The 1,186-nt window shown below is 70.7% G+C and carries 1 protein-coding gene; it reads left to right on the top strand.

What is annotated here, in order from left to right:
• Positions 1–342: 342 nt before the first annotated feature.
• Positions 343–1,005: an O-methyltransferase gene (locus tag ACSNOK_RS33130; protein WP_436784490.1), complete on the top strand. Its 663-nt coding sequence runs from the start codon at positions 343–345 to the stop codon at positions 1,003–1,005.
• Positions 1,006–1,186 lie beyond the last annotated feature (181 nt).

Here is a 1,186-nt window from a genome sequence, read left to right as displayed (position 1 = left end):
TCGCCACGCGCCTCCGGGTCGGCCAGATCGCAGGTCCGGACGCGAACGGGCACTCCGTGCCCGTCCCGCAGTTCCCCTAAGCGGCTGTTTTCCGAAACCTCGCCGTCCTAACGTTCGTTGAGGTGTCAACGTGTGTGAGACGTCGATGCCTCGATGCAGCGATTCCCTGATTCCCTGACCCTGATCCGACCTGCCCCCGCCGTGGCGTCGACGGTCCGGTGGCCGGTGGCCGGTGGCCGGTGGCCGGTGACCGATGGCCGGTGACCCTGCCCCTGACCCCGGTACCGGTGACCACCGGACGTCGAACCATCCGTGCGGCGTCAGTGACCCGAGGAGCCTCGCGTGACCGAGTCCAAGAGCAGCCCGCTCACTTCCGAGCTCTACCAGTACATGATCGACCACAACCCGCCGCTCGACCCCGTACAGCGCGCCCTGGTCGAGACCACCCGCTCGCTGCTGCCGGACAGCGCGCACCTCCAGGTCGCGGAGGAGCAGGCCCCGCTGCTCGCCTTCCTGGTCCGGCTGACCGAGGCCCGCGACATCCTGGAGATCGGCACCTTCACCGGCCTCTCCGCCCTCTCCATGGCCCAGGCGCTGCCCGCCGACGGCCGGCTGATCGCCCTCGACATATCTGAGGAGTGGACGGCCCACGCCCGCGAGGCCTGGGCCAAGGCGGGCGTGGCCGACCGTGTCGAACTCCGCCTCGGCGACGGCCTGGAGTCGGTCCGCGCGCTGCCCGCCGAGCCGCATCTCGACCTCGTCTTCCTCGACGCCGACAAGGAGCACTACATCGACTACTGGGAGGAGGCCGTCCCCCGGCTGCGCGCGGGCGGGCTGATCGTCGTGGACAACGTCTTCTTCCACGGCGAGGTCGTCGACCCCGAGGCGTCGGCGGCGGGCGAGGGGGTCAAGGCGTTCAACGACCATGTGGCGGCTGACCGGCGAATGGAAGCGGTCATGCTCACGGTGGCGGACGGGTTGACGCTGGCGCGGAAGAAGGGCTGAGGGGATTCGGGTTGCGGGTTTCGGGCGCCGGGCTTCCCGGGCTGATGGGGCCTTGGCCCTCCCGGTCTCCTGAGTCTCCCGGACTTTCCGAGTCTCCCCGGGTCTCTTAGGGCTCCCCCCCGCCTCCTGCGCCTCTCGGGTGTCCGGGGGCGGGGCGGTTCGGAGTCTCCGGGTGCCGGGG

This window comes from Streptomyces sp. URMC 126 (assembly GCF_051386555.1).
GTDB lineage: Bacteria > Actinomycetota > Actinomycetes > Streptomycetales > Streptomycetaceae > Streptomyces.
The sequence above is the reverse complement of the archived record's forward strand: the minus strand, read 5'-3'. Positions and strand labels throughout refer to the sequence as shown.